The organism is Photorhabdus machadonis, assembly GCF_052657765.1.
Window position 1 is genome coordinate 371585 of the sequence record NZ_CP199761.1, and the last position, 19490, is coordinate 391074.

Annotated in this window: 16 protein-coding genes and 2 pseudogenes; 7 read left to right on the forward strand and 11 right to left on the reverse strand. The window is 52.2% G+C overall.

Features of this window, described 5'->3' with window-relative positions:
* The first annotated feature begins 5 nt into the window (after positions 1-5).
* From ACUN2T_RS01875 to ACUN2T_RS01885, 3 genes are all read left to right on the forward strand, one after another.
* On the forward strand, positions 6-491 hold the full coding sequence (locus tag ACUN2T_RS01875; RefSeq protein ID WP_445495986.1) for a very short patch repair endonuclease: 486 nt from the start codon (positions 6-8) through the stop codon (positions 489-491).
* 184 nt (positions 492-675) lie between these two features.
* The gene (locus ACUN2T_RS01880; protein ID WP_445495987.1) at positions 676-1995 is read left to right on the forward strand and encodes an MvaI/BcnI family restriction endonuclease; all 1320 of its coding nucleotides are present in this window, start codon (positions 676-678) and stop codon (positions 1993-1995) included.
* 156 nt (positions 1996-2151) lie between these two features.
* The gene (locus ACUN2T_RS01885) at positions 2152-2268 is read left to right on the forward strand and encodes a DUF7706 family protein (RefSeq protein WP_445497780.1); all 117 of its coding nucleotides are present in this window, start codon (positions 2152-2154) and stop codon (positions 2266-2268) included.
* Positions 2269-2743: 475 nt separating this feature from the next.
* On the opposite strand, the gene ACUN2T_RS01890 is transcribed toward ACUN2T_RS01885, so the two are convergent.
* Together ACUN2T_RS01890 and ACUN2T_RS01895 are read right to left on the reverse strand one after the other, a co-directional pair.
* A complete protein-coding gene (locus tag ACUN2T_RS01890; protein ID WP_054481687.1) occupies positions 2744-3124 on the reverse strand; it encodes an SMI1/KNR4 family protein in 381 nt (126 codons plus the stop codon).
* Positions 3125-3145: 21 nt separating this feature from the next.
* Positions 3146-4960, reverse strand: a complete 1815-nt coding sequence (locus ACUN2T_RS01895; RefSeq protein ID WP_445495988.1) for an RHS repeat-associated core domain-containing protein — start codon at positions 4958-4960, stop codon at positions 3146-3148.
* Between the two features lie 133 nt (positions 4961-5093).
* On the opposite strand from ACUN2T_RS01895, the gene tnpA reads away from it, so the two are divergent.
* The 3 genes from tnpA (at position 5094) to tnpC (ending at position 7294) form a co-directional block, all read left to right on the forward strand.
* Positions 5094-5396 (forward strand): IS66 family insertion sequence element accessory protein TnpA, encoded by a 303-nt coding sequence (gene tnpA / locus ACUN2T_RS01900; protein ID WP_445495989.1) that lies wholly within the window; start codon positions 5094-5096, stop codon positions 5394-5396.
* Positions 5390-5725, forward strand: coding sequence for an IS66 family insertion sequence element accessory protein TnpB (tnpB, locus tag ACUN2T_RS01905; RefSeq protein ID WP_214089177.1), 336 nt, complete (start codon positions 5390-5392; stop codon positions 5723-5725). The genes tnpA and tnpB overlap by 7 nt, the downstream gene beginning before the upstream one ends.
* A 63-nt stretch (positions 5726-5788) precedes the next feature.
* Entirely contained in the window at positions 5789-7294 is a 1506-nt protein-coding gene (gene tnpC / locus ACUN2T_RS01910; protein ID WP_445495990.1) for an IS66 family transposase, read from the forward strand.
* Positions 7295-7503: 209 nt separating this feature from the next.
* Here the strand turns inward: tnpC and ACUN2T_RS01915 are convergent, their stop codons facing one another.
* Together ACUN2T_RS01915 and ACUN2T_RS01920 are read right to left on the reverse strand one after the other, a co-directional pair.
* Entirely contained in the window at positions 7504-8109 is a 606-nt protein-coding gene (locus ACUN2T_RS01915) for a hypothetical protein (RefSeq protein ID WP_445495991.1), read from the reverse strand.
* A 334-nt stretch (positions 8110-8443) separates the two neighbouring features.
* Positions 8444-8926, reverse strand: a pseudogene (locus ACUN2T_RS01920) (RHS repeat-associated core domain-containing protein); the annotation flags it as partial.
* A 284-nt stretch (positions 8927-9210) separates the two neighbouring features.
* Between ACUN2T_RS01920 and ACUN2T_RS01925 the strand changes: the two are divergent.
* Positions 9211-9408: a DUF7706 family protein gene (locus ACUN2T_RS01925; RefSeq protein ID WP_445495992.1), complete on the forward strand. Its 198-nt coding sequence runs from the start codon at positions 9211-9213 to the stop codon at positions 9406-9408.
* A gap of 57 nt (positions 9409-9465) precedes the next feature.
* On the opposite strand, the gene ACUN2T_RS01930 is transcribed toward ACUN2T_RS01925, so the two are convergent.
* The 7 genes and pseudogenes from ACUN2T_RS01930 to ACUN2T_RS01960 all read right to left on the reverse strand — a co-directional run bounded on the left by ACUN2T_RS01930 (position 9466) and on the right by ACUN2T_RS01960 (position 19459).
* On the reverse strand, positions 9466-9750 hold the full coding sequence (locus ACUN2T_RS01930) for an Imm53 family immunity protein (protein WP_133814652.1): 285 nt from the start codon (positions 9748-9750) through the stop codon (positions 9466-9468).
* Positions 9747-10793: pseudogene (locus tag ACUN2T_RS01935) on the reverse strand (RHS repeat domain-containing protein); the annotation flags it as partial. The pseudogene ACUN2T_RS01935 and the gene ACUN2T_RS01930, both read right to left, overlap by 4 nt.
* Before the next feature lie 102 nt (positions 10794-10895).
* On the reverse strand, positions 10896-11126 hold the full coding sequence (locus tag ACUN2T_RS01940) for a hypothetical protein (protein ID WP_445495993.1): 231 nt from the start codon (positions 11124-11126) through the stop codon (positions 10896-10898).
* Between the two features lie 28 nt (positions 11127-11154).
* Positions 11155-15678, reverse strand: a complete 4524-nt coding sequence (locus tag ACUN2T_RS01945; protein ID WP_445495994.1) for an RHS repeat-associated core domain-containing protein — start codon at positions 15676-15678, stop codon at positions 11155-11157.
* A gap of 15 nt (positions 15679-15693) precedes the next feature.
* Entirely contained in the window at positions 15694-16143 is a 450-nt protein-coding gene (locus ACUN2T_RS01950) for a DcrB-related protein (protein WP_445495995.1), read from the reverse strand.
* Between the two features lie 48 nt (positions 16144-16191).
* Positions 16192-18060, reverse strand: coding sequence for a type VI secretion system Vgr family protein (locus ACUN2T_RS01955; RefSeq protein WP_445497784.1), 1869 nt, complete (start codon positions 18058-18060; stop codon positions 16192-16194).
* A gap of 61 nt (positions 18061-18121) precedes the next feature.
* A complete protein-coding gene (locus ACUN2T_RS01960) occupies positions 18122-19459 on the reverse strand; it encodes a VasL domain-containing protein (RefSeq protein WP_445495984.1) in 1338 nt (445 codons plus the stop codon).
* Positions 19460-19490 lie beyond the last annotated feature (31 nt).

The following is a 19490-nucleotide window of genomic DNA, read 5'->3' on the forward strand; positions in this document are numbered from 1 at the left end:
AAATTATGGCTGATGTTCACAATCCATCTACTCGCAGTAAAAATATGAGAGCGATCCGTAACTGTGATACAGCCATAGAAAAAAAACTGGTTAAAATTCTTCATAATCTTGGGGTAATTTATAGAATGCAGGTAAGTGATCTTCCAGGTAAGCCTGATTTCGTTATTGATGAGTATCAGGCTATTTTATTCGTACATGGTTGTTTCTGGCATGGGCATAATTGCCATCTTTTCAAAACGCCAGCTACCCGTACTGAATTCTGGTTAGATAAAATTGGAAAAAATATTAAAAGAGATCAGTGTGTTATGAATTTTCTTTCAGATAACCGTTGGAAAATATTAGTTGTCTGGGAATGCACTTTAAGAGGACGTTTGAAACTGACAGACAATGAGTTATCAGAAAGGATTGAAGAGTGGTTATGTGTAAGTGAAACTCATGCGGAAATTGATACCGTGGGGATACATAAAGTATTTTTGCAGAAAAATAAATAGTTTTTTAAATTAAAAGTGTTTTTTAACTCTTTTTTGTAAGATATCGTTACATTACATACTAAGGCTCCTCCACCTATAAGTTTCATTTTGATTAAAAAATGACCTGTCCTTCTGTGCAGCATTCTATTTTTACTTTAATAGAGTTAATCTATAGAAAGATTGTAACTAATAGATGGAGCAGGAAATGGCTAATGAACTGATAAATATAGAAAAAATATCATTTATCATGAAAGGTTTAGGAGCTAAGAAAATTATAGTTAAACCACTTTCAAACAATGACAACTCTAAGCAACAGATATATTTAGGATCTGATTTTACTGTCATACAAGGTATTCCTATTGGTGAACTGAAGAGTGCTGGTATGTCAAAAAAAGGTGCAATATTTAAGGCTGCATTAAATTTATTTTGGATAAATGCTGACGGCTATAAAGAGCAGGCATATGGGTCTCAAATTATTTTATATCCTAAATATCCAGAAATTCGTCTGTCGGGAATTATAAAAAGTTGTTCGATAGCTCCATCTCATTTAATGCAACCACCAACAAAAGAAGAAAGGATAAATAGATATGATAAGAGCCGTTATTTAATTTTTGGTATATGTGAAGACATTATTCTTGCTTATATGAGTTCTTGGGAAGATACTCTTTCTATTGAGCTCAGAAAATTAATTGATAAGAATATAATAAATCCTGTTTTCTCCGTTTTTTATGAATATTATTCTAATATTAAAGATAGCCGTATTGATCTTATAGCTCGTCTTAAAGAAATTTATTCTTATGGTTTTATTAAATCGCAAAGATTAGATAAAAATGGCAATGTAATTGAATATAGAGCAAGAAATGGGGCTGGTTTTACTTTAGAAAGTTTATTTGGAATTATACCAAATGGCAGATCTGGTCCTGATTTTTCTGGTTGGGAATTAAAAGCACATTCAGGAAGCGTCGTAACTTTAATGACTCCAGAACCAAATAAAGGAGAATATATAGAAAATCTACATAAATTTATGAGTGATTATGCATCCTCTAAGAAAGAGGATAGAGTTGATTTTGCCAGTATACATAAAATCGGATTGTTAAATGAAAAGACGAAGCTGACTTTATATCTTGAAGGATATGATTTTGATAAGAAAGAAATTATAGATCCTGATGGTGGATTAGTACTTAGGAGTACAAGCGGTAATATTGCTGCTGTTTGGAATTTCGGAAAATTATTAGACCACTGGAAACGGAAACATACTAAAACATGTTTTGTTTCGTATGAAATGAAATATGCTGACTTCCCATACTATAAATTTGGTCCCCAAATTGTATTAGCTACAGGTGCTAATCTTACTAAATTTATAAATGCGCTTGAATCAAGTAAAATATATTATGATCCAGGTGTTAATATAAAATATCAGGAAGGGGTGTCTAAAGTTAAGAAAAGAAATCAGTTCAGGATAAAGTGGAAAGATGTATTAAGTATTTATGACAAAACCGAAAACTTAGATTTAAATAAAGGTTAATTAAAATGAACTTCTGTTCAGGAGGGAAAATACGTTCGGCATGACGATAATATTCCTTACTTTTGTTCGGCAAGATGAGTTCACCGGACTCTTACTTTACAGGACATTCAGTTAACTCACCTTGAAGCGCTGGCCTTAGCCCAACTGGTTAAGCGGCTGAGCTGGTCTGAGATACGGGCCTGTGCGATTGATGACACGGAAGCCTGGGTTATCAAGGCTGCGATAGGGCGGCTCCAGTCGGCACTGGCGTATCACGGGTATTCGCCACGGTAAGAAAGAAACCAGCCGGAAGCGATTCCGGCTTTTTGCTGTTTTAGAGAGAAAACAGAATAAAATAGTAAAAATATATATTATGTATATATTTACTATTAATCTTATATTTTTCTATATTATTCCTTTGTTTACCTTCTTATTTATTTTATATTTTTGTGATTTTAATTTATATATTTAATATATAAGACCGACCCTGTAAAATATTTATTTAAGCATAAAAATAACAAAGCCGGAAAGATTATGGATGGCTGTTTGGCGCTGATCCCTGGCAGCGACGATACTCGCAACATTAAGCAACAGTCCTGCGCCAGCAAGACCAGCTCAGAGAGATCAAGCTCCGAATGAGGGAGCTGATTTGGAAGTATTAAGGCAGGATATTGAGTTAATTTTCTCATATTTATCGATTAAAATTCTATTTATATAAATATTCAGCCAAGATAGTCCTAACTCATTATCTTGGCTGACTTTTAGATATTTATATTCCTAAACTATAAATATCATTTGCTTCTTTGTCCGCTTCCTTATCCATTTCTACGGTACCTAAAGCTCCCAAGTCTAGGCTATAAATAATATCACTTTCCTTATTTTTTTCTGCATATATAAAGTAACCAAGATCACCATCTTGACCGATTAAAAAATAATTTGGTTCAGCCTCTTGAATGTTATATGTTTTATTTCTTTCAATAACATATTCACAATTATAAACATATATATTTTCTTGATCTTTGCCGGTTATTTCAATATAAGGTTCATTTTGAATCTTCTCGGATAAAAACTTTCTATAAAAATTAGGCAATTTAATATTCAATTCTTTTTCAATAGAATTTAATTTTTCTAAAATATCTTCTTTCTTCATAAAATTTTCCTCTTAATAAATCTAGATATCAAAAAATGGATTGTTTTTATTAGCGCCTCTAAGCTTATCAAAATATTTATAAGCATCGCCAAGGGCTTTTCTTGCTTGAGCTTGAGGTACGCCAGCATCAATCATCTCTCTATAACTTGTATGAAACTCCTCTTTTAATGTCTTGTCCCATCCTCCAGGCATCGCCCTTCTTGTCCTTTGTGCTGCACTGATTTGAGCATGAGGCATCCCAGAAGTTGAATGTAATAATGTGGCGGGCGCTGAATTTCTTCTATAACCCTTTATGCGTTTTTTAGCCCAATGATCTTGTATTGGGTGATGACTCTGTACAAGATTATCAGCTTTAGTATTACTGTGACCTAGTGCTCTATTAACGCCCGGAGATAAATTGCCATGCAAGTCTACATCACCGGCTTTATATCCGTGAGGGTTTTTACATTCTAATCCGAATGGGTCAATCCATCCGGTGGGATTTTTGACATATGCATACGGATTTTCACCACCCCAGAGGCCCGTAGGATCAGGGCTGAGGTAGCACGTCGCTTCCGGCAAATAATACCGGAACCGGTTATAACATAAACCACTTTCCTCATCAAAAAGTTGCCCGGCGAATCGCAGGCCCGGATCCAGCTGCGGGTTCTCATCCTGCTCCGCCAGACGCAGCCCGTACAGCGACTGTTTCGGCTGCCGCCACACCCGTTGCCCGGCCGGGTCGAACAGCGCCAGCGGCTCACCGGTCGGGGCGCTCACCGCATACTGGGTCTCAATCGCCCCCACCACCAGGCCCACCCGGTTGTCCAGATTGAGGGTAAACGCCTGCGTCTGCTGGGCCATCAGTGCCCAGCCGTCAAACACCAGATGGCGGATGATTTTCAGCCGGCCATGCTGGTATTCGCGGATTTCCGCCGGCACATCCCCGTCCCATAAATACGTGGTCAGCTTACCGGTCTGGATACAGCGTTTTTCGGTGCGCCGCCCGAAGGCGTCATAACGATATTCCCACCGGCGGCCGTCCGGGGTGAGGAGGCCGGTCAGCTGGTTCTGGCTGTTCCAGCGGTATTTGGTCACCGCCAGCCGGTAACCCTCGGCTAAAAACTGTTTCTCCTGCACGCGGCCGGCCAGGTCGTAGACAAACCGGTGCGAGCCCACCCAGTTCAGGCGGTGGCCCTCCTGGTAGAGGGTTTCCCCCATAATCTCCTGCGTCCCGTCAAACCGCCGTGACGGATAACCGGTGACATCATACTGATAATGCTCGCGCAGGCTCCTTTCATCACTCACCGAGACCACCTGGCCGTTGCCGTTGAGGATATAGTGCAACTGCTGCGCATCGTCACGGGCCGCCGTCAGGTTCAGGGCCGCATCGTATTCATACTGTCTGGCCAGACTGGCATAGGCGGGGTCGGGCATCTCCGCCAGGTCAGCCGGGCGGAAGAAGTGCGGGTTACGCCCCGCCCGTTGCGCGGTCAGTAATCCCATCAGGTTATACTGCTGACGCACAATGAAGCCGCTTTCGGTGTAACGGCCGGTGTCCCGCCCCGCCTCATCCCGTTCCACCGTCAGGGGCGGCTGACTGTCTAAGGTCAGCCCGGTCAGCTCCCCGGCCCGGTTAACCTGCACCTGACTCTGCCAGTGTCCGGGCTGAGTCTGTCCGGTGAAGCGGGCGGGCCCTGCAACCGGGTCCGTTTCGCCCGTCAGCAGCTGCCGCCCGACGGTGTGGTTATCTGGGTAGTGACGCCGAATTTCCCCGTATGGCTGGATTTCCCGCACTATCCGGTCCTGTTCGTCATATTCAAAATGCAGGGTGTTGTCCGGGGATTCTACCGTCAACAATTTCCCCATGACATCGTAATGATAACGGGTCGTACCTTCTGGAGTGTAAACGTCCGGTCATCTCACCTTGTTCTTCCTCTCCGGCCCATGCACGCTACCGCTTCCCTATCTTCATTTGGAGACTGACACCATGAACCGTAGTCGATATACCCCGGAGCAAAAACAACACCATGTGACCCAATGGCGCCACAGTGACCTGACTCGAAAACAGTATTGCGAACAGCATCAGCTGAGTTTTTCCTCTTTCCGCGACTGGATTGCCGACAGTCACAAAATGCGCCAACCTCTCAGCCAGACACTGCCCGCCCTCTTGCCTGTTTCACTCCAGCCTGACGACACGCGCACCGTCACCCTGCATACCCCAGACGGCTATGCCATCGCCTGTCCATTGACGCTGCTGCCTGACGTGATGCGGGTACTGGCCCGATGCTGAAACCGCAACAGCTCTTTCTGGTGCGAGAGCCTGTCGACATGCGCCGGGGCATTGATGCCCTGACCCGGCACCTGGAGGGACTGAATTTGCGCTGGCAGGACGAGGCCGCTTTTGTTTTCTGCAACAAGGCCCGCTCCCGTCTCAAGGTGTTGCGCTGGGACCGACACGGCGTCTGGCTGTGTACCCGCCGTCTGCACCGGGCCCATTTTGTCTGGCCGAAGCAGGGCGAGCGCAGCTGGGTGATGACGCCCGCCCAGTTTGACTGGCTCATCCGCGGCATTCACTGGCAACAAGTCGAGGGAGATGACCTGTCCGGCTGGCGAAGCTAATTCCGCTACCCCGGTCACACTTTTACCGGATAACGACGGGGAATTATCCGGTACACTGTCTGCATGACGCTCAATGACTTAATCGCGCTGGATGACCCCGGCCAGTTCCGCCTGCGGGCACTGGCGCTGCTTCAGCAACAAGGTGATTATATTCGCCAGCTGGAAGAGGCCCTGAAACAGGCGCAACGCTGGCGTTTTGGCGCGCACAGCGAAACCCTGCCTGCCGGTCCCAAACGCTGTCAGTTTGAGGAAGATGCCGATACCGATATCGCGGTGCTGGAAACCCGGCTGTCACGCCTGCATATCAAGGAAAACGCGCCCCCGGCCCAGCCTAAACGTCAGCCTTTGCCGGCGACATTACCCCGTGAAGATATCCGGCTGGTGCCGGAGACGGAGAGCTGCCCGGATTGCGGTCATGCCCTGCGCTTTTTGCGTGATGAAATCAGTGAGCGACTGGAATACTGTCCGGCCACGTTTATCGTCCGGCGTTATGTCTGTCCGCAGTACAGCTGTGCGGCCTGCCAGCGAATTCATGCTAAAGCCCAGCCCGCCCATCTTATTGAAAAGGGCCTTCCGGAGCCGGGGTTGCTGGCTCAGGTGGTGGTCGCTAAATATCGTGACCACCTGCCGCTCTACCGTCAGCAGCAAATCTATGCCCGCAGCGGTGTAACCCTGGCCCGCAGCACCCTGTCGGACTGGGTGGGGCAGGTGGCTGTGGCGTTGCAACCGCTGGCCGATGCCCTGAAGCAGACGCTGCTGACGTCCCCGGTGCTGCATGCCGATGAGACCCCGTTGCCGATACTGGCCCCGGGAAAAGGCCAGACCCGGCGAGCTTACCTGTGGACGTCTGTCACCGGCCCCGATACCTCGCCGGCAGTGGTGTACTATGAGCTGCATCCCGGCCGCAGCGGCCGTTATGCCCAGAGCCTGCTGAAAGACTGGTCGGGCGGCACGTTGGTGACGGATGACTATGCCGGTTACAACGCGCTGCATGCCCGGGCGGATATCACCGAAGCGGGTTGCCGGGCTCACGCCCGCCGCAAATTCTTTGACCAATACAAAGCGAGCCAAAGTCCGGTGGCGAAACAGGCGCTGGATGGCATTCGTGACCTGTACAAGCTGGAGCGAAAAATCAAACACCGGCTGCCGGATAAACGGCGTCAGTGGCGACAGCGTTATGCCCGGCCGTGGCTGAATGAGTTCCGGTCCTGGTTGCAGACGACTCAGGCCCAAACGGCACCCAACTCCGGGTTACGCAAAGCGATAGATTACACGCTGAAGCGCTGGCCGGCGCTGGTGTGTTATCTGGATGACGGGCGGGTGCCGATAGACAACAACCGGGCGGAGAATGCGGTCCGGGGTGTGGCGCTCGGCCGAAAGAACTGGCTTTTTGCGGGTTCACTGGCCGCGGGGCAACGGGCGGCCATGATAATGAGCCTGCTGGAAACGGCCAAAGCCAACGGACATGAGCCCTGGGTCTGGTTACGTGATGTCCTCAGTCGGCTGCCTGTCTGGCCGAACAGTCGGTTGAATGAGCTGCTGCCCTGGCCTGAGAATCCCTTCCGTTAACATCCCATTTTGTTGTTATCTGACAACGCAAGGTGAGTTCACCGGAACATTACTTTCTATTTCCTGCCTTACTTCATTAGAATAAATATTATGATTACTGCTGTGGAAAACTTTCATTCCTTTTCCTACATCTGCTTTCATGGCGGATTCACTGCGCGGAAAAAAGCCGGAAGATCTCGAAAGATCTTTCCGGCTTCTACATTATATAATTACCACGCCTTAAGAAGATTGAATGAATCAAGCTCTACAAATAATACTTTTTCTTTTTCAAAAAGCAGTACTATTTCATCCCATAGCTCAGGTTTAAAGACAATTAATGTTTTACCTGATTCAGGCATATAAAAATCACTAATAATAAAACCACAGTCACGTCTTATTAATTCATTAACCTTTTCAGAGCGATACAAATTATCTTTATATAGTTCTAAAAGAACAGGGTTTAAAGGTAAAGAAATAGGAGGCAAACCTTTTTTCTCTCTAAATTTATTTTTTAATATAATATGACTGTAATTATAAACCTCGCTCATTATTTTTTCATTTTCACTGTTTTCCCCATAAAAATATATTCCATCTTTATTAATGTTTTCACGTTTCTTCAATGAATTGATTGTAGAGTCAAAAAAGTACAACTCATTGAATATATTTGATATTATTTTCTGGGATATATCAGTAAGAAAACCATAAGGTCCATAACCGTTCTGAGTAACATTGTATTGATAGCAAATACAATATGGTTCAACGATTAATTTATTTACGTCAGTAAAAACATTTGCCCATTCAGGGAAAGGATATTTAATTAATTTTTCTATATACATATATATGGTCACCTTATTACCATACAAAAATATGCTCAACTCCCTTCGGATCTACTGCATGTATATGCCCTCCGGAGTGATGTTCTGGAATACCAGGTTGTCCAGCATCAGGATGGCCGTCCGGATGTTCAAACCAACTGTTTTTGCCATTGGGATTGCGGCGACCTAATTTTTTACCACCTTCGGCTTTCATTTTACCCCAATTATCCCCACGGCTACTTGCATTCAACTCATCAATTCCAATATCTTGACCGCCTCTTGAATTTCTAGGAACTTGCGCATGTTTTTTGGCTTGACGGATAGCATCATTCCTGCTTTTTGCCTTGACAGCATTACATCCGGCTAACCCGAATGGGTCAATCCAGTTTACCGGATCATGGACATAGCTGTACGGGTTAAATCCACCTGCTAATCCAATTGGGTCTGGCGATAAGTACTGTCCCGTTTCCCTGTCGTAATAACGGTGCCGATTATAAAATAACCCGCTTTCCTCATCCTCATACTGCCCACAAAACCGCAGATGACACGTCAGGTTGCGCTCGTCATTGCGCGTCAGTACCCGCCAGCACTCCGCTTCGCCCCAGGTCAGCAGCCGGCCCGCCCATATCAGTTCCCCGTCCTCGGTCAGGATTTCCCGCACCGTCCCCTGATGGTCACTGACCACATAGTGCAGGGTGCCTTTCTCATACCGTGCCGACGGCGTCAGCGCCCCCGGCTCATACAGCCAGTGAATGCTCCGCTCATAAGCCACTGTCCCGTCCGCAAGAACCGGCGTCTCTTCTATCAGCTGGTCGCCGCTCCACAGGTAATCGTAACCGATAATTGCGGTCGGTTTCACCGCCTGACCGGCGTTGTCCCCTTCTTTTCGCTTACTGATCCGCCGCCCGAAAGCGTCATAACCGTAACGCCAGCGCACCCCTTCCGGACTGATGAATCCGGTCAGTCGCTGTTGCCCTGGCCTGATAATCTCTTTAGTTAACATCCCATTTTGTTGTTATCTGACAACGCGAGGTGAGTTCACCGGAACATTACGCTGCGGGAGATTAAGCAGCAGATGCGGGCGCTGATAACCGGTTTTGTGGGTTAAGAGGAGAGCATGAGATGACGATAGCCATTGAACATTTGCAGGACATTCAGTTAACTCACATTGAAGCACTGGCCTTGGCCCAACTGGTTAAGCGGCTGAACTGGGCGGAGATACGCGCCTGTGCCGTGAATGACGAGGAAGCGTATCAGATTAAGGATGCGATTTCTAAGCTTCAATCCGCTCTGGCTTACCGTGGGTATTCATCAAGATAGATCATCAGAAAGCCGGAAGATCTCGAAAGATCTTTCCGGCTTTAATTAATTATATTTCTACACTTTATCAAGCCATTGTGCTGCATATTTCAGTATTGTCTCTAAATTTGCAATACCTCCATATCCTTTAAATTCTCTTTCACTTGCCTTTATATTTACCCAATCGGCATCAGTGTTATTTACAATAATATTTAATGGGTTTTTCCCATTTTCTCCTGATATATTAACCTTCCAACCAGGATTATCTAATGTACTGATATCAAAGCCATATTCATGTTCCCACATTCCATCGCATTTAGATTGATACCAGTTTTGAAGGTGTTCAATGATATTATCATTCATTTTAATATCCCTTGTTTTTTAGCTAGTTCTCTAGCTGTACGTATATCTTGCTTCGTAGCAGGTCTGGCTACTTCCTGCTTTTTCAAAGGAAAGCGTTTTCCATTAGGAGCTATATTTATTGGTGAAGTTTGAACATGTGGAGTTGGTATATCCGTTTGGGTTATTTTATCAAAATGCGCTCTACCTCTTAAATCTATATGCCCCATAGTCGTTGGAGTTGAGAATGTCACTGTATTTTTATTAAGTTGATTAGCTAACTCCTCTGCCATTTCTTGAGCATTTTTAGGCTTATTACCAACATCTTGGCAATTTTTACCGGCTAACCCGAGCGGATCAATCCAGTTCGCCGGATTATGGACATAGCTGTACGGGTTAAATCCACCACTAAGATTCAGCGGGTCCGGCGAGAGGTACTGTCCCGTTTCCCTGTCGTAATAACGGTGCCGATTATAAAATAACCCGCTTTCCTCATCCTCATACTGCCCACAAAACCGCAGATGACACGTCAGGTTGCGCTCATCATTGCGCGTCAGTACCCGCCAGCACTCCGCTTCGCCCCAGGTCAGCAGCCGGCCCGCCCATATCAGTTCCCCGTCCTCTGTCAGGATTTCCCGCACCGTTCCCTGATGGTCACTCACCACATAGTATAGCTGACCTTTTTCATACCGGGCCGAAGAGGTCAGGGCGCCCGGCTCATACAGCCAGTGAATGCTCTGTTCATACCCGACAGTGCCATCCGCATATACCGGCGTCTCTTCAATCAGTTGCTCGCCGCTCCACAGGTAATCATAGCCGATTATTGCGGTCGGTTTTACCGGTGGTCCGGCGGCGTCCGTCTCCTGTCGTTTGCCAATCCGTCGCCCGAAGGCATCATAACAATAACGCCAGCGCACCGCTTCCGGGCTGATAAAGTCGGTCAGCCGGTCGTGCGCATCTCAGCGATAGCGCCAGGTCCGCGGCCAGTAACCCCGTCGCTGTTCGGTTTTCTCTGTTCGCCGCCCGTTCTCATCGTAGTGATAAGTGCAGGCCCCGTGCTGAATCACCGCAAGAGTGGATATTCGCCACGATAGATATCATAAGAAGGCCGGAAGATCTCGAAGGAACTTTCCGGCTTTATTTATTATTTAATGCAACGTAAAACTAAATTATTGCTTTTTTATTGATGTAATTATTACATCTGGTTTCTTGTTTTTTTTACTTTTAATAAAATCACTAAGGTGCTCATGACCAAATTTATCGCCATTAAGTTCAATTAGAGAAATAGAGTTATTTATGAATAAAACTAATTCCTTAAGTTCATCAACAGATGCTTGAAATGTGATTTCATTCAAGCTAACCAAGTCACTATCTTCTGACTCATAACCATATATTTTCATGTTATACCCTATACTATTAACTAAGATATTAATCTGGTGGCGTCCATCCATGATCACGGAGCCATTCAATCGCTTTTTTACTGGGATTTGGAATACCTCGATGAGCGTCATGGACACCGCCACTTTGGTTGGATGAAGTTCCATCTTTATAGTGGACATGTGGTTCTTGACCTGGAATATGTCCTTTATCTACCCTTTCGATATCTCTTGGAGCTTGACCTCTCTCGACTTGTTTTTGCATAGCTCCAGGCGTAGATGGTTTAGAGCCATATAGTTGTTGCCATTCTTTTTGACGAGCTTTTATACTATCAGGATGCCAAGGATCACCTTTCAATGCTGGAGATGGTTTCTTTATCCCAGGACATCCAGTTAACCCCAGAGGATCAATCCAATTGACCGGATCATGGACATAGCTGTACGGGTTAAATCCACCACTAAGATTCAGCGGGTCCGGCGATAAGTACTGTCCCGTTTCACTGTCATAATAACGGTGTCGGTTGTAAAAAAGCCCGCTTTCGTCGTCTTCGTACTGCCCACAAAACCGCAGATGACACGTCAGGTTGCGCTCGTCATTGCGCGTCAGTACCCGCCAGCACTCCGCTTCGCCCCAGGTCAGCAGCCGGCCCGCCCATATCAGTTCCCCGTCCTCGGTCAGGATTTCCCGCACCGTCCCCTGGTGGTCACTGACCACATAGTGCAGGGTGCCTTTCTCATACCGTGCCGACGGCGTCAGCGCCCCCGGCTCATACAGCCAGTGAATGCTCCGCTCATAAGCCACTGTCCCGTCCGCAAGAACCGGCGTCTCTTCTATCAGCTGGTCGCCGCTCCACAGGTAATCGTAACCGATAATTGCGGTCGGTTTCACCGCCTGACCGGCGTTGTCCCCTTCTTTTCGCTTACTGATCCGCCGCCCGAAAGCGTCATAACCGTAACGCCAGCGCACCCCTTCCGGACTGATGAATCCGGTCAGTCGCTGTTGCCCGTCCCAGCGGTAACGCCAGGTCCGGGGCCGATGGCCGTACCGGCGCTCCGTTTTTTCCACCCGGCACCCGTTCTCATCATAGCGATAGGTGTTAGCGCCGTGCTGAACCACCCGCCCGGCCTGCTGCTCCTGATACGTCTGCCGCACGTCGTCGCTGAGCCGCGCCGGCACCCGCTTGTGGTAATGCCTATTCTGACCGGCATCATACACAAACTGTTCGTCGCACGCGGTCGGACCACCAAACTGCGCCGTCACCACCTGGTCGTTCGCATTGTAGCCGTAACGGGTCTCCGCCCAGTGAGTGTCCTCAATACAGGCGACATTGTGCGCCGGATTGTAATGCCAGCGGCGGGTCACCGCACTGCCCGATGGTGGATAATGCGGGTCCGCTTCGTGCCGTGTCTGTTTAAACAGCCCTGGGCGGCGCCCGGCCGTCTGATGGGCCAGCAGCCCGACCGGGGTGTAAGCCTGTGACTGGATAAAACCGGCGCCGCTTTCCCGCCCGGTTTCCCGTCCCAGCGGGTCATGCTGTATGTGCAGCGGGGCGTGGCCGTCAAGCTGCCACTGCGTCAGCTGGCCGCGCAGGCCGTAATCCCAGCGCAGGGCCGGCAGGTTATCCGCCTGTTGGCTGACCGGTAAACCGCTCAGGGCGTCCCACTGATGATGCACGGTCCGGCCGTTAAGGGTTTCCGTGGTGATATTGCCGGACGTGTCGTATTCAAATGCCACCACGGCGTCCGGGTTGACGGCGCGGATAAGCCGGCCTTTGTTGTCATAGCCGTATTCCGTGACTGCAACCAGCTGACACTGTGTTTCGTCTTCCTGCCAGACTTCCTGCCGGGTGAGGTGGTCTTCCGGGGTATAGCACCAGCGCAGCAGCTGATTATCCGGGTAACGGGCCAGTATTCTGCGCCCGGCCTTATCATACTGATACTGGATAGTCCGTCCGGTAAAGTCGGTTTCCCCGGTAATCCGCCCGGCCAGGTCGCGGGTGTAACGGTAAGTTTCCCCGGTCGCGTTGGTCACAGCGGTCAGTCGGGTCAGTCTGTCGTAGGCAAACGTCAGGGTGGTGTTATCCGGGCGGGTGACGCGGCTCAGTAAGTCAAACGCCTCATAGGCATAACGGGTGACCCGGCCTTCCCCGTCGGTCAGTGCCGAAACCCGCCGCTCACTGTCATAGTCCAGGGTCTGACGGCCCCCGTCCGGCAGGTGGATTTCACAGACACTGCCCGCCGGGCTGGCATGAAAGGGGCTGTGATGATAGCGGGTCTGCTGATGCAGGGCATCGGTTACCGTCAGTAACCGGCCCAGGCCGTCAGTGTCAAACCGGGTGACGGTGCCGTCCGGGGCCTCAATTTCACTTAACTGCTGTTGTTCATAGCCGTAGCGCCAGGTGCGGCCGTCCGGCAGGGTATGGCGGAGGATTTCACCTCGTGGGCCGTAACGGGTCTCTTCAATCCGGCCCTGCGGGTCGGTGACTGCGTCCAGACTGCCCCGGTCGTTATAGTGAAGTCGCCAGGTATCGCCGTCCGGTTGTGCCACCGCGGTCAGCTGACCGTATTCATCGTAGTGGTAAGTGGTGCTGTCCCCCTGGGGGTTCGTGGAGAGGGTCAGTTCCCCGTACAGGTTGTATTCACAGTGGACCGTGCGGCCTGACGGGTCAGTTTGTGAGACCGGGCGACTGAAATCCCACTCAGTCAGGGTGTCGTGACCGAGCGGGTTAACTTCCCGGGTGACCAGCCCGTCCGCATTGTATTCGTAACGGGTACAGCCGCCTTCGGCGTCGAAATACCGGGTGACGCGGTTTTCGTCATCATACGCAAAGCGGTCCTGCCAGTAGCCCTGCGGGGTGGTTGTGGCGGTTACCCGGCCCGCTTTATCATAGTGAACGGTGACATCGGTTTGGTCGGTGTCATGCCAGCGGGTCATGTTCCCCTGCGGACTGTATTCATGCCACAAATGGTTAAACTGAAACGACGCGCATTCGGCCAGGTAACCCTGACTGTCATAGCGGCAGGTGACCAGCCGCTGGTGCTGGCCCTGATGTCGCCAGTCAATCGCCGTGAGCTGAGACAGTTGAGTCTGAGACGCGGGTTCATAGTGCAGCACCAGTTCAGCCCCGCCGGGCTGCACGATATCCGCCAGCCGCCCGGCGTCATCGTAACGAAAGACCGTCCGGTTGCCGTGGCGGTCCGCTATCGCCGACAGGCCGCGTTTATCCGCCTGGGCCGGCACTGGCGCAAAGCTCAGGGTGTGCTGGGTGCGGCGGTTAAACAGGTGCAGTTCGCCATTTAACTGGCCGTACAGCAGATAATGACCGGCGTGCAGGTTGACCGAAAAGACGTTTTCGGCCGGGGTGTGGAAGGTGTAAATCACCCCCTCGCCGTCGGTGAAATGGGTCTCTTCGCCGTCCCGTCTCAGGTGCTGTGACCAGTCGTCCGCCCATTTGGGGCCAAAGAGGCCGGAAAAATTGGCGGTTGAGCGGTACACCCGGTTCAGGGTCAGCGGCAATAACCCCGGCAGGGCGAGCACCGGCCAGAGCTGTAAGAAATCCCCGGTCGCCACATCCACCGGTTCACCGGCTTTGCTACAGAACTGGCTGTTGCAGCCTGTTTTTTTCACCGACGGGGTGGGCTCTTGATGGGGGTTGCCTTTTTTCCCTCTGGGCAGGGGGATTAATCCGGCCAGTGCCACCGCCCAGCGTAACTCTGTGTCGCTGCTTTCCATGATGTCATACACCCCCTGCGTCTCCTGGGTAATGGCAATGGAGGCGGCGGCGCTGTTGATATTGGCGTCACAGGTGGTGCGGTGACCCAGCCGGGCAATTGGTTTGCCGTTGGCAAACACGGATTTAGCGCCTTCGGCAATCACCCCCGGGCCGGGGTGGTCGCTGCACACAATGTTATCCCCGACCCGGGCCACCGGTTTGCCTTCAAAAAAGACATCCGGCGAGCCTTCAATAATCGTGCCTTTATTTTCGCCGTATTGCCCGATAGCGGCACCGATACCGGCTACCATGCCACCGACAAAGCCGCCGGCTAATCCTGCCGCCGCGCCGGCCACCACGGCCAGGGCCAGCCCGCCGGTCGCCAGGGTTAACGCCCCGACGGCGACCACCGCCACGGCACCCAGCAGAATGCCGCCCAGCGCGCCCCATAAGCCGGCTTTTTTATTCTGGTGGGCAATCGCATCCCCGAGCCGGGCCGGCGCATGGCCTTCGGTTGCTACCGTCTGCATGCCCAGGAAATTGGCTATCTGATGACCCATTTTATCGCCGGCATAGCTGCCGGCATAAGCCCCCACGGTGCCGGCGGCCAGGCCTGCGGCAAAGGGCGCCGCTGCCCCGGTCGCCACGGCATAGGCACCGGCGGCCCCCATAGAGACCTGGCTGAACGCATCGCTTTCCAGAAATTCCAGGGCCTTATCCGAATGTGAGGTTGTCTTTGCGGTCCGGGGCGGCGGGGCGGATTTAACCGGTGCCTCTGTGCCGGCGGCGGTTTTCCGGGGTGATGCGGCGGGGGGACGGCGGGCCGCACCGGCCCCCACCCAGACATGTTGTAATAGGCTCATTGCGGCTCCCTGAGGTTATTGTTTATCACCCGGACGGGGCTGAAACGAGGTTATCATGGCGTGCATCTGCGCGCGCTGAATCTCAGTCATCCTGCCGGAGCAGGTGCCGGTAAAAATCAGCACCTGTTCCGGCAGGTGAAGCAGCAGCATCAGCTGATGCAGAGTGCCGTGCGGGGAGTCCCAGGTGAACTCCGAGGTCACGGTTTCGCGGCCCTCCAGCTGGCCGTTTTCCTGTGAAATGAGCTGATAGTTTTTCAGCTGCTGACTGAGTGCGGTGATTTCCCGTTCGGCAAACGGGATAAAGTCGAGTCCCCAGGGCAGGGTATCGCGGGAGAGGGTGAAACTGCTGCCGTTTTTGTCATTGGGACTGCTGAGTACCAGCATACTGACATCCTGCCAGTCGTGGGGTACTTTGACCGAGCCGGCATTGAAGTGAAACGGGACTAAAGAAGTTTTCTGGGTCATTGGGTTGTCCTGGTGAGTGTTTAGGTTTTTTGCCGGCGTCCGGGTGATTTAATTCAGGCCAATTTTTGTGCCATTAATCAACACCCCGCCCGGGTTGAGTTCAATCACGGAGCCGCCGAAGGTGATTTTGATATTCTCTTTGGTCATGACCATTTTTCCCGCGCCGACCGTCAGCGTAATAGTGTCACTGGCTTCGTACAGCTGGGTTCCGTCTCCGGCTTTGCCTGCTTTGGCCCTGACCTGCACCTGATTGGCTTCGGTGCTGCGCATCAGACAGATAGCTTCGGTGAGATTACCCTGTTCAAGGGTGGTTTTTTCATCACCGGTCTTCACCGTGACCTGGCGGTTACCGGTTTCCACGACCAGGGTCTGGTCGTGTTTCACCACGGTGTTCATATCGCGCTGCGCATGCAAAGCCAGTTCTTCACTGCCCCGGGCATCCTCAAAGCGCAGTTCGTTGTAACCGTCGCCCTTGTGGGTTTTCGAGCGGAAGGCCATCTGGGTTTTGCTGCCTGGCAGGGTGCCGGGCGGGAGGTTGCTGGCGTGATAGGTGCGGCCGGTGACAATCGGCTGGTCCGGGTCACCGTCGAGAAAGTCCACCACCACTTCCTGACCGATACGCGGGATAGCCAGCATGCCCCAGCCCTGGCCGGCCCACGGCTGGGTTACCCGTATCCAGCAGGAGCTGTGGTCATCACTCTGGCCGTCACGGTCCCACAGGAATTGCAGGCGGATACGGCCGTATGAGTCGCAGAAGATTTCTTCGCCGGCCGGGCCGACGACTTTGGCAATCTGCGGGCCGTCCATCACCGGTTTGCGCGCCGGCCTCGGACGCCAGTGCTGATGCGCGGGGATAAAGGTGAACTGGTTGCTCATGACGGTGCCGGCCTCGCCGCCGGCCTGTTCCAGCGCCTGCGGCTGGCTGCCGTTGTGGGAGACGCTGACCAGCTGCCAGAGCTGGTTGAGGTCATCGCGGGGATGGTCAGTGAGGGTGAAGAGGACCCCCGGCAGCATGGCGGCGTGGTTACTGTCCCCGTGGCCGGTCAGGGCGTCATTGCGCAGGGCTTCGAGCCGGTAGCGGGTGAAATCGGCACCGTGCTGCTCGTCTTTGAAGCGGCCGGGGAAATCGAAGTGTTCATAGCCGGTGTGCTGGAGGTTTTGTTCCTGCATATGGTGGCGAAACTCGGCGGCCCAGACCGGGTTTTTAAAGGTGTAGTCTTTGAGCTCGACGGAGGCCGGGCGGACCTGCGCCTGCCGGGTCAGGGTGGTGACGCACAGCTGCGACGCGTCGGCCGCTTCACCGGGGTGATAGGGCAGGACCGGGCCTGTGGCGAGGGCGCCTGCCACGTCGGCGAACACCAGGGTATTTTTGCTGCCGGTGAATTCAAAGAAGTAAAACAGGCCTTCTTCGGCGGTCAGCCGGTGCAGAAAGTCAAAGTCGGTTTCCCGGTACTGGACGCAGAATTCCCGCTCCGGGTGCGGATGGCGCAGGCGGAACACCACATCGCGGACGCCGCTCTCTTTGAGCAGGGTGGTGAGGATGGTTTTGATATCCTGCCGCTGAAAAATCCGTGAATTCTGGCGCAGGGTGGTGCGCCACATATCGGGGCGGAGGGTCATCTCATAGCGGGTCTGATGTTTACCGGTGTTGCCCTGCACAAAGCGGGCGACCATGCCGGTGACGGTGCGTTCGATGTTGCCGGCGCGCAGGATGGTGAGGGTGGCGCGGTTATCGAGGACCGCGGCGAAATCAATGGCCGGGTCGGCGCTGGCTAAACTGACGTTCAGGCTGAAAGGGGTGGAGAGGGCTTCATTGAGTGAAAAGCCGGCGACGACAAAGGTGTGGGGCGGCAGGCCGGCGGCGGTGAGGGTGAACTGCAACCCGCCGGCGGGTTGCGCCGTCATCCGGTCAGCCATGTGCCGGGCCAGTCCGGCTGTTTTTTTCTGAAATGACATATTAAGGGTTCCTTTTCTGACGTTACGGGTGGTCTTTCCCGGGGGGAGTGGTCAGCCCGGCGTCTTTTTGCAGTGCATAGTAGCGGCTGAGCAGGGCGTTAAAGCGGTCATCGGTCTTTTTTCTCAGCGCGGGGGAAACGGGGTGTCCCTGTTCGACTGCGGCGGAGAACTGGCGCAGCAGCTCTTCCAGTGGCACCTCGCGGTCGTGGCTGGTCTGAATCTGGTAAATCGCCGTTTTCAGGTAGGAGAGGGTGAAGCTGCCCCGGTTGCGCTCCTGCGCCAGGATGCTGTCGGCTAATTGCCGGAGCTGATGGCGGGTCTGGTGCCAGCTGCCGGGTAGCGGGGCATTCTCCAGCCGGATGGCCTGTAACTGTTGCCAGCGGGCGGTTTCGCGCTGCTGTTCGCGGTCCTGCGGCCAGGTCTTTTGTGCCAGGGCGGTCAGCTGGTCGGCATGTTGCAGTCCCGCCAGCGGTGAGGCGTCTGCTAACCGGGTCAGCTGCTGTTCATAGGTGTGCAGGTCAGGCTGGTACAGCCAGGCCAGTCGTGCGCCGTCCGGTGTGCCGGTCAGGGCCGTGAGCTGGTGTTGCAGCGGCCGGTAAAGTCCCAGCCAGCTGCCGGTCAGGACAAATGCGCCCAGCAGTACACCCAGTCCGAAGCCCTGTAAGGCACTCATCCGGGGCGGCGGCTCCGGGAAACGGACCTGGACTTTGGGCTGCTGGCTGTCGTAGCCGGGGTTGTAGCCGGTTTCCGGTTCAGCCGGCTCCGGCTCTGTATTGGCCAGGTAGACCAGCGGCGGCATCTGGACAGGTTTGGCCGCCGGTGTGGGCAGGATACGGGTATTTTCCAGTTTTTTCGCGGTGTTCTGGAAAAACCACAGCAGGTTTTCGACTTTGGGCAGGCGTTTCAATTCGGACTGCTGGAGCCGGTCGACTATCAGCTGTAAGGCCCGTTCTGCCCGGTAAATCAGGCGCAGGTCGCGGGCGGTGTAGTCGTGCTGGCGCAGGGCGTTACCGCTGCGGGTGTTAAACCAGTCGAGCATGTCGGTGCGGACCGCGGGCTGTGGCGGCCACAGCGCATCCCACTGGCTGACCATCACCCCGGCCAGTAACTCACAGCCTTCGGTAAAGCCGGCCAGGCCGCTCAGCTGCATCCGGGCCAGGGTGTAGTAAATCGCGCTCTGTAAATCGACGCCGTGGGTGCGAAACAGCGTCAGGGCCAGGGATTCAATCAGCGGCCAGTTGACGGCTGGCTGAGACGGGTGGTTAATTTTGTTGATTTCTTCGCGTATTGCCGTGAACGCTGGCAGGTGCATCGGGTTCCCGCCGGCACGGATAATCAGGTTTTCAGGGTGTTCACGCATGGCAGTTTATCCTTGCCTGCCGCCGCCGGCG

Bases quoted from the DNA above. Each gene is read 5' to 3' on its own strand.
- ACUN2T_RS01875 (WP_445495986.1), top strand. From the start codon at position 6: ATGGCTGATGTTCACAATCCATCTACTCGCAGTAAAAATATGAGAGCG.
- ACUN2T_RS01880 (WP_445495987.1), top strand. From the start codon at position 676: ATGGCTAATGAACTGATAAATATAGAAAAAATATCATTTATCATGAAA.
- ACUN2T_RS01890 (WP_054481687.1), bottom strand. From the start codon at position 3,124: ATGAAGAAAGAAGATATTTTAGAAAAATTAAATTCTATTGAAAAAGAA.
- tnpA (WP_445495989.1), top strand. From the start codon at position 5,094: ATGAACCGTAGTCGATATACCCCGGAGCAAAAACAACACCATGTGACC.
- tnpB (WP_214089177.1), top strand. From the start codon at position 5,390: ATGCTGAAACCGCAACAGCTCTTTCTGGTGCGAGAGCCTGTCGACATG.
- tnpC (WP_445495990.1), top strand. From the start codon at position 5,789: ATGACGCTCAATGACTTAATCGCGCTGGATGACCCCGGCCAGTTCCGC.
- ACUN2T_RS01915 (WP_445495991.1), bottom strand. From the start codon at position 8,109: ATGTATATAGAAAAATTAATTAAATATCCTTTCCCTGAATGGGCAAAT.
- ACUN2T_RS01925 (WP_445495992.1), top strand. From the start codon at position 9,211: ATGACGATAGCCATTGAACATTTGCAGGACATTCAGTTAACTCACATT.
- ACUN2T_RS01930 (WP_133814652.1), bottom strand. From the start codon at position 9,750: ATGAATGATAATATCATTGAACACCTTCAAAACTGGTATCAATCTAAA.
- ACUN2T_RS01940 (WP_445495993.1), bottom strand. From the start codon at position 11,126: ATGAAAATATATGGTTATGAGTCAGAAGATAGTGACTTGGTTAGCTTG.
- ACUN2T_RS01945 (WP_445495994.1), bottom strand. From the start codon at position 15,678: ATGAGCCTATTACAACATGTCTGGGTGGGGGCCGGTGCGGCCCGCCGT.
- ACUN2T_RS01950 (WP_445495995.1), bottom strand. From the start codon at position 16,143: ATGACCCAGAAAACTTCTTTAGTCCCGTTTCACTTCAATGCCGGCTCG.
- ACUN2T_RS01955 (WP_445497784.1), bottom strand. From the start codon at position 18,060: ATGGCTGACCGGATGACGGCGCAACCCGCCGGCGGGTTGCAGTTCACC.
- ACUN2T_RS01960 (WP_445495984.1), bottom strand. From the start codon at position 19,459: ATGCGTGAACACCCTGAAAACCTGATTATCCGTGCCGGCGGGAACCCG.